At 73.1% G+C, this 7,933-nt stretch carries 8 protein-coding genes and 1 pseudogene; 4 read left to right on the forward strand and 5 right to left on the reverse strand.

Features of this window, described 5'->3' with window-relative positions:
- A pseudogene (locus tag E1266_RS33205) lies at positions 1 to 595 on the reverse strand (hypothetical protein); the annotation flags it as partial.
- 95 nt (positions 596 to 690) lie between these two features.
- Complete coding sequence (locus E1266_RS33210; RefSeq protein WP_132053904.1) at positions 691 to 1,743, reverse strand: glycosyltransferase family 2 protein; 1,053 nt, start codon at positions 1,741 to 1,743, stop codon at positions 691 to 693.
- Between the two features lie 268 nt (positions 1,744 to 2,011).
- Between E1266_RS33210 and E1266_RS33215 the strand changes: the two genes are divergently transcribed.
- From E1266_RS33215 to E1266_RS38455, 3 genes are all read left to right on the forward strand, one after another.
- The gene (locus tag E1266_RS33215) at positions 2,012 to 3,676 is read left to right on the forward strand and encodes an LCP family protein (RefSeq protein ID WP_132053906.1); all 1,665 of its coding nucleotides are present in this window, start codon (positions 2,012 to 2,014) and stop codon (positions 3,674 to 3,676) included.
- Positions 3,677 to 3,737: 61 nt separating this feature from the next.
- Complete coding sequence (locus E1266_RS33220; RefSeq protein ID WP_132053908.1) at positions 3,738 to 4,544, forward strand: thioesterase family protein; 807 nt, start codon at positions 3,738 to 3,740, stop codon at positions 4,542 to 4,544.
- A gap of 72 nt (positions 4,545 to 4,616) precedes the next feature.
- Positions 4,617 to 5,144, forward strand: a complete 528-nt coding sequence (locus E1266_RS38455; RefSeq protein WP_165966302.1) for a hypothetical protein — start codon at positions 4,617 to 4,619, stop codon at positions 5,142 to 5,144.
- Here E1266_RS38455 and E1266_RS33230 read toward each other — a convergent pair.
- Together E1266_RS33230 and E1266_RS33235 are read right to left on the reverse strand one after the other, a co-directional pair.
- The gene (locus tag E1266_RS33230; RefSeq protein WP_132053910.1) at positions 5,125 to 6,387 is read right to left on the reverse strand and encodes an MFS transporter; all 1,263 of its coding nucleotides are present in this window, start codon (positions 6,385 to 6,387) and stop codon (positions 5,125 to 5,127) included. The two genes, E1266_RS38455 and E1266_RS33230, sit on opposite strands and share 20 nt — an antisense overlap.
- Positions 6,380 to 7,120 (reverse strand): DeoR/GlpR family DNA-binding transcription regulator, encoded by a 741-nt coding sequence (locus E1266_RS33235; RefSeq protein ID WP_243719198.1) that lies wholly within the window; start codon positions 7,118 to 7,120, stop codon positions 6,380 to 6,382. The genes E1266_RS33230 and E1266_RS33235 overlap by 8 nt, the downstream gene beginning before the upstream one ends.
- Before the next feature lie 74 nt (positions 7,121 to 7,194).
- On the opposite strand from E1266_RS33235, the gene E1266_RS33240 reads away from it, so the two are divergent.
- Positions 7,195 to 7,791 (forward strand): HAD family phosphatase, encoded by a 597-nt coding sequence (locus E1266_RS33240; RefSeq protein WP_132053914.1) that lies wholly within the window; start codon positions 7,195 to 7,197, stop codon positions 7,789 to 7,791.
- A 9-nt stretch (positions 7,792 to 7,800) separates the two neighbouring features.
- On the opposite strand, the gene E1266_RS33245 is transcribed toward E1266_RS33240, so the two are convergent.
- Positions 7,801 to 7,933, reverse strand: a 133-nt coding sequence (locus E1266_RS33245; RefSeq protein ID WP_279436366.1) for an acyl-CoA dehydrogenase family protein, incomplete at its 5' end; no start/stop codon positions are given.

Genomic DNA, 7,933 nt, shown 5'->3' on the forward strand with positions numbered 1-7,933 from the left:
GAGGCGGGTTGCCGGGGCCCGGCTGCTGGGCCGGCGGCTGGCCGTACTGGGGGGCGCCCTGCCACGGCGGGGAGCCCTGCCCCGGAGGCGGCCCCATGTGCGCGGGGGCGCCGTGCATGGGCGGGCCCATCGGCGCGGGCGGCGCACCGAAGCGCGGGGCGGCTCCCGCGCGGTTGAGGGCCTTCCAGCGCGACGGTGCCAGAGACGCCACCACGAGCGCCAGGCCGATCAGCAGGAATATGCCGTAGGCGGCGAGGGTGGTGTAGCCGAGCCAGAGCTCTCTCGGGAGGAAGTCCCGTCCGGTGTGCTGGAACGTCCAGCGGGGCGCCAGGATCCAGAGGACGCCGACGACCGTGTACGCGGCGCCGGGGATGAAGGAGGCGAGCGGCGACAGCCGAGAGCCCGCGACCAGGCCGAGCAGGACCGCCGCGACCACGAAGACCGCGGCGCCGACCCACCGGTCACCGCCCTCGAAGGCGAACGTCCGGACGGCCCGGCTCAGTTTCTCCGTGCCGTACATCATGCACGCGGCGATGATCGGCGTGACGACCAGGCCGACCAGCGCGCCCAAGCCGTGGCGTGCTCCGTTGGACATTGCCACCTCCACACCCGTCGAGCGGGAATCCGCCCCGGCTAACCCTGACACATCGTCAGACGCCGGGAAACTGCAGGTGGTTTCCCTTCCCGCGGTTAATGCACGGGTTCGCCCGGTTTGACCGGTGTGGGCTGGCCCAGCCGCGGCGGGCTGGTGAGGAAGCCGACCCCCCAGGTCACGTGCATGGTGGCGTAGACGAGCGGGAGCCGCACCCAGGCGGACGGCGGCAGGCCGCGCCCCTCCACGAGGGCGCCGACGATGATCGCGGCGGCGTAGCCGCCGGGCAGCAGCCAGCCCGGCCAGAACCCGAGCGCCCCGGCGACCGCGCCCGCCGTCATCGCGACGACCGCGATCGGCGGCGCGAGGTAGCGCAGGTTCAGGGTGCCCTGGTGCTCGCGCCCGACGACGCGCCGCCAGCGGCCGGTGTGGAAGTACTGCTTGGCGAGCGCCCGCAGGTTGGGGCGCGGGCGGTAGGTGACCCGCATCCGCGGGGTGAAGAAGATCCGCCCGCCGGTCTCCCGGATGCGGTGGTTCATCTCCCAGTCCTGGGCGCGGACGAACGTCTCGTCGTAGCCGCCGACGCGGTCGAGCGCGCTGCGGCGGAACGTCCCGAGGTAGACGGTCTCGACCTCGCCCGCCTCGCCGCCGGTGTGGAAGCGGGCGTTGCCGACGCCGAGCTTGGACGTCATCGCGCGGGCCACGGCCTTCTCGAACGGGGTGACGCCCTCGGCCGCCATGATCCCGCCGACGTTGTCGGCCCCGGTCTCCTCCATCGTCTCGACGGCGGCCCGGACGTAGTCGGAGGGGAGCAGCGAGTGGCCGTCCACCCGGACGATGATCGAGTACTGGGACGCCTTGATCGCGATGTTGAGGCCCTGCGGGGTGCGCCCGGTCGGGTTCGCCACCACCAGGACGCGGGGGTCCTCGGCGGCGAGCCTGCGGGCGATCTCCTCGGTGCGGTCGCGGCACGGCCCGACGGCGAGCACGAGTTCGAGCTCGCCCGGGTAGTCCTGGGTCAGGATGCCGCGCACGGCTTCGGTCAGATGTCGCTGCTCGTTGAGGACCGGCATGACCACCGACACGGCGGGCCAGGTGCGTTCACCGGAGTTGGAGCGGGGCTTCACGGCGTACTGGGTTTCCTGGTTCATGGCGCGCTGGACATGGGGAGACGGTTTCATACGGGGCTCGCGGGCGCCCCGGCCGGTGACCGGTGAGGCGCCCCATCCTCTCTTGCTCGCTCGTCTGACGCGGCCCGCGCCGCCCGGTTCGTTCACGTGCGGGCCGCACGGGTCTGCCGAGACGGCGCCACGTTACTCCAAGGACACGAGGTCCAGGTAGCGAACGGACGGGTGTCCCCCACTTTAGAGTGGTGTGGACTCGCGTCAGAACGACGTCACTCGGGAGGCGGCGGCCGGCATGGCAGACGGGCACGACTCAGGTCGCGGTGACACCGGCGGGCCGGAGGCCGATCCGCTGGAGCGCTACTTCCGGCCTCGTCCGGGCTCCGGCGCGGCGGCGGGCGACGGCGGCGACGGCGACATCGAGGGCGTGACCATCGAGGGGATGCCCGCGCCGCGGGTGGCGGTGGAGAGCCCGCGCGGGCCGCGCCGCCCCGGCCGGGGGCTGAGCCCGCGGGCCGCGATGAGCGCGCGGCGGCAGAAGCGGTTCCTGATGGTGACCGGGACGATGTCGGCGTTCGTGCTGCTCACCTCGGGCGGCGCGTGGGCGTTCCAGAACTACGTGACCGGCATGATCGACAAGGTGTCGGTCGGCGGCCTCGGCCGGGACGGCGGGCCGAAGGGCCCGATGACGATCCTGGTGGCGGGGGTCGACCGCCGGGACGGGCTGACCAGGGCGCAGCAGAAGGCGGCCCGGCTCGGGCACCACGAGGGCGAGCGGTCGGACACGATGCTGCTGGTGCACGTGTCGCGCGACCGCGACCGCGTGTCGGTCGTGAACCTGCCCCGCGACTCCTACGTCACGATCCCGGCGCACGAGTCGAACGGCTCGGAGGGCGAGAAGGGGGCCAAGGTCCCGTCCCGGCCGGGGAAGCTGACCTGGGCGTACCAGTTCGGCGGGCCCGACCTCACGGTCAGCACGGTCAAGCGGGCGACGGGCCTGTCGATCGACCACTACATCGAGGTGAACTTCTACGGGTTCGTGAAGATGGTGGACGCGCTCGGCGGCGTCGACGTGTGCACCGAGCAGCCGGTCGACGACGTCAAGAGCGGGCTGAAGCTCCCGGCGGGCACGTCGCACGTCGACGGGATGAAGGCCCTGGCGTTCGCCCGTGCGCGCTACACGCTGACGGGCGGCAGCGACCTCGGCCGCATCGACCGGCAGCAGCAGTTCATGGCGGCGATGCTGAAGCAGGCGCTGTCGACGAAGACGCTCGGCGACCCGGTCAAGTCGACGAAGTTCCTGAACGCGGCGCTTAAGTCGCTGCGCGTCGACGAGGACCTGGCCGACAACCTGCCGGACATCGCCGACCAGATGAAGGACCTGTCGACCGACGACCTCACGTTCGGGAAGGTCCCGCTGTCCAACCCCGACTACGAGACCGTCCTGTGGAACTCGGCGCAGCCGCAGTCGACCGTCCTGTGGGAGCAGGGCGGGGCGCGCGACCTGTTCACCAAGATCCGGCGGGACCAGCCGCTGGCGGAGCCGTCGAAGCCGCCGAGCGCCGCGGCGTCCCGGAAGCCCGCGAACGCGCCGACGGTGCCGCCGGAGGACATCTCCGTCCGCGTCCTCAACGCGATCGGCACGCCGGGTCTCGCGACCAAGGCGGGCGGGCAGCTGGAGGAGCTGGGCTTCGAGGCCACGGTCCAGCCGGGCGTGGCGCGGCGCGGCCTCCAGCGGACGCAGATCCGGTACGGGCCGGACGGCGCGGACTCCGCCAAGACGGTGGCCGCCGCGATCCCGGGCGCCAAGCTCAAGAAGGTGAGCGGGCTCGGGTCGGAGGTCCAGGTCATGGTCGGCGCGGACTGGGACGGCGTGCAGAAGGTCGAGGTCGCGAGTCCGTCGCCGAGCCCGTCGCCGTCCGACGGGGCCGAGACCGCCACCCAGAAGCTCTGCGGCTGACCCCGCCCCGAAACCCGTCTAGAATACCGTTCTAGGTTGGGTCTCTGGAGGGAGCCGCAGCATGTCCGAGGACGCGCCCGCGGAGGCGTTCTACGAGCCGCTCGGCGACGGACGGTTCGCCAGCACCCCCGCCACGGCCGGCCCCTGGTCGCCGGGGTTCCAGCACGGCGGCCCGGTGTCCGCCCTGCTCGGACGGGCCTTCGAGCGGCACGAGCCCGTCCCAGGCGGCCGGATCGCGCGGGTCACGGTGGAGCTGCTCAGCCCCGTCCCGGTGGCCGTGCTGGACATCGCCGTCCGCGTCGTCCGCCCCGGCAAGCGGGTCGCCCACCTGGAGGCGGAGCTGACCCATGAGGGCCGTCCCGTCGTCCGCGCCACGGCATGGCGGATCATGCAGGCGCCCGCCCACCTGGAGCCGGTCGTCCACGGTCCCCCGCCGCCGGCCCTGCCCGCGACGACAGAGCCGTTCCCGCGGTGGCCCGGCGTCCACACCGAGGGTTACCTCTCGGCGATGGAGTGGCGGATCGTCAGCGGCACCTTCGGCGAGCCCGGCCCCGGCACGACCTGGGCGCGGTCCCGGATCCCGCTGGTCGCCGGGGAGGCGGACACGCCGCTGGTGCGGGCGCTGACGCTCGCCGACAGCGCGTCCGGCATCGGCAGCCAGCTCGACCACGCGAAATGGCTGATCATCAACACGGACATGACCGTCGCGCTGCACCGCGACCCGGCCGGTGAGTGGCTCTGCATGGCCGCGTCCGTCGACCTGAGCCCCGGCGGCAGCGCCCTGTGCGAGGCGACGCTCGCCGACACGTCCGGCGGGTTCGGCCGCGCGATGCAGACCCTCATCGTGGACGAGCAGCCGCCCATGTGACCCAGCGTTCTTGATCGAATACTGTGGGTAACATTCTGGTGACCGAGAGTAGTCACTTAAGGAGTCCGCAGCATGTCGACAAGGATGTTCACCATGCTCACCGCGGCCGCCGCGCTGGCCGTCGCGGGCGGCATCACCACCGCGGGGGTCGCGCTCGCCGCACCGCCGCCGGAGCCGGCCCTGCCCGGGAGCCCGGCCGCACCGTCCGCCGCCCCGGCGCAGTCCGCCGCGGACGCCGCCGCGAACAGTGCCGCGGAGGCCGCCGCCGACGCCGCCGCGAACGGCGCCGCGCCGTCCGTCTCACCGAAGGCGGCGTCCGGCAAGGAGGCCGCCTCACCGGCGGAGTGCCGCGACGCCGACTGCTACATCGAGATCAGGGACGGCATGGAGATCCCGCTCAACGGCGAGCACGGCGTCCGCAAGCTCAAAATCAAGGTCGAGGGCACCAAGGTGACCTTCATCGCCCGCACCAAAACCGCGAAGGCCGTGGCCGTCACGGACGCGAGCATCCCGTTCAGCTACACCCACATCAACGGCCTCACACTCCGCCCGAGCGTCGCCGAGGACGGCCGACTGATGCTCACCATCTCCCACGAGTGACCCGCCCGGGAGGGGAGTCTTCGACGTCATCAAGGCGGGGTGGGACGGCCTTTGAGGTGCGGGGCCGTCCCGGTCGGCGCGTCCGATGCCGGGGGTCGGCCGGTGCGGTGCGCAGGATGCCCGCCGCTGACGCGGCGATGAGGCACAGTGCCACGGGCAGGAAGAACGTGAGATTCAGCGGCATGGCGTGGGTCAGCGGTCCGATGACGCCGGGGCCCGCGAGCATGCCCAGGTAGCCGAGCCCGGCGACGCGGGAGACGTTGGCGCCGACCGCGCCCTGATCGTGGTGGCCCGCGGCGCTGAAGAGCTGGGGGACACAGCCGGACAAACCGGCCCCGAACACCGCCCAGCCGGCCACGGCCAGCGGGACCCAGGCGGACAGCGCCGCGGCCGTCAGGCCGAGGGCGGCCGTGGCGGCGCCGTAGCGAAGGACGGCCGCCGGGCCGAAGCGGGCGGCCGCCCGGTCGGCCAGCAGGCGGCCCGCGGTCATGGCGGCGGCGAAGGCCCCGTAGGCGAGGGCGGCGGTGGAGGCGGAGGCGTCGAGGACGCGGCTCAGGTGGAGCGCGCTCCAGTCGTTGGCCACCCCCTCGCACAGCATCACCATGAGCGCGAGGACGGCCAGCATCCAGATGCGCCTGGGTGTTCGTGGCCTTTCCCGTGCCGGGGCGTCCTGACGGCGGGGTCCGTCGGGCCGTAGCAGCGCCGGGACGGCCAGCACGGCCACGGCCGCACCGAGGAACGCCGACCAGGCCAGTGCCGACGCCGGGCTCCAGCCCCGGTCGAGGGTCCGGGCGCCGGCCAGCGCGGCGAGGACTCCGCCGACGGAGAACGCGGCGTGGAAGGCGGACATGACCGGGCGCCGGTAGCCGCGTTCCACCTGGACGGCGTGGGCGTTCATGGCGACGTCCAGGCAGCCGTTGCCGACACCGAGCACCAGGAGCGCGGCCCCCAGCGTCCAGGCGTCGGCGGCCAGGCCCGGCAGGATCAGGGCGGCGCTGCACAGCACCGCGCTGAGCGGCACGACGACGCGGGCGCCGACACGGTCGGTGAGCGGCCCGGCGATCTGCATTCCGGCGACGGCCCCCGCGCCGAGCAGCAGCAGAAGCCAGCCGAGGACCGCGTGCCCGACCCCCGTCCGGGCCTCGATGCTCGGGATGTGGACGATCCACATGCCCAGCAGGAAGCCGTTCAGGGCGAAGTAGACGAAGGTGGCCAGCCGCCCGGCCCGCAGCCGGTCAGGCAAGGCGGACGTCCACGCCCGCGTCGCGGAGGCGGGACACGGCGGTCTCGGGCGCGGAACGGTCGGTGATCACCATGTCGAGGGTGGTGACGGGGCAGACGAGCCCGAGGCCGGTGCGGCCGAACTTGGCCCCGTCGCACACGGCGACGACACGCCGGGCGGAGGCGATCGCGGCCCGCTTGACCGGGACCTCGTCGAGTTCGTGGGCGGTGAGCCCGTGCTCGGCCGACAGCCCGCACACCCCGAGGACGGCGGTGTCGACGCGCAGCGAGGCCAGCGACCCCTCGGTGAGCGGACCGGTGAACGCCAGCGCACCGGGCGTGGTCCGCCCGCCGGGGACCAGCAGCCGTATGCGCGGGGCGCCGCCGAGCGCGTTCGCCGAATGCATGTCGAGCGGGACGACGGTGAGCCGCCGCCGAGCGAGGGCGCGGGCGACGGTGAGCGTGGTCGTGCCGCCGTCCAGAATGACGGCCTCACCATCGGTGAGCAGGTCGTTCACCACGGTGGCGATGCGTTCCTTGGCGTCGGCGGCCTCCTGCTCGCGGACGGCGAAGGGCATCGCCTCCCCGCGCAGCAGCAGGCTCACCGCGCCGCCCCGCACCCGCCGCAGCACGCCCCGCTCGGCGAGCTGGTCGAGGTCGCGCCGGATCGTCATCTCGGACGCGCCGGTCTCGTCGGCCAGCTCGGTCACGGTGACATGTTCGGTGGTGCGCAACCGTTCAATGAGCGTGGCCACGCGTTGCGAACTCTCCATGTGTTAGATCGAACAAGATCTATGTTAGAAAGTCAATGGCAACGGAGGAGGCCGCCATGGAGTGGATCGTGTTCGACTACGCGGGCGTCATCAGCCTGTCGCCGCCCGACCGGGCCGGCGCACTGCTGCCGGACACGGCGGGCGTCCCGGCGGAGCGGTTCTGGCCCGCCTACTGGGCGCACCGCCTGCCCTATGACCTGGGCGAAGTCACGGCCGGCGACTTCTGGCGGCAGGTCTGCGGGCGGCTCGGCGCACCGGTCGACGACGGCCTGATCGAAGTGCTGGTGGAGCTGGACGTCCGCGCCTGGGCGCACGTCAACGGGGACACCCTCGACCTGCTGGAGGAGCTGGCCGAGGCCGGGACGCCGCTGGCCCTGCTGTCGAACGCGCCGGTCGAGCTGGCCCGCATGGTGGACGGGCGGCCGTGGGCGCGGCTGTTCCGGCACCGGCTCTTCAGCGCCGACCTGCGGCTCGCCAAACCCGACCCGGAGATATTCGGCCGGCTGACCGACCGGCTCGGCGCCCGTCCGGACCAGGTCCTGTTCGTCGACGACCGCGCGGAGAACGTGCGCGCCGCCGAAGCCGCGGGAATCCGCTCGGTGCTGTTCACCGACGCCACGGGGCTCCGCGCCGACCTGCGGCGGCTGCGCTGAGCGGGCGGGTTACCTGAGGAGCTGGCGGGCGATGACCATGCGCTGGATCTGGTTGGTGCCCTCGTAGATCTGGGTGATCTTGGCGTCGCGCATCATCCGCTCCACCGGGAACTCGCGCGTGTACCCGTAGCCGCCCAGCAGC

This window comes from Actinomadura sp. 7K534 (genome assembly GCF_004348575.1).
In the GTDB taxonomy this organism is placed as follows: domain Bacteria; phylum Actinomycetota; class Actinomycetes; order Streptosporangiales; family Streptosporangiaceae; genus Spirillospora; species Spirillospora livida.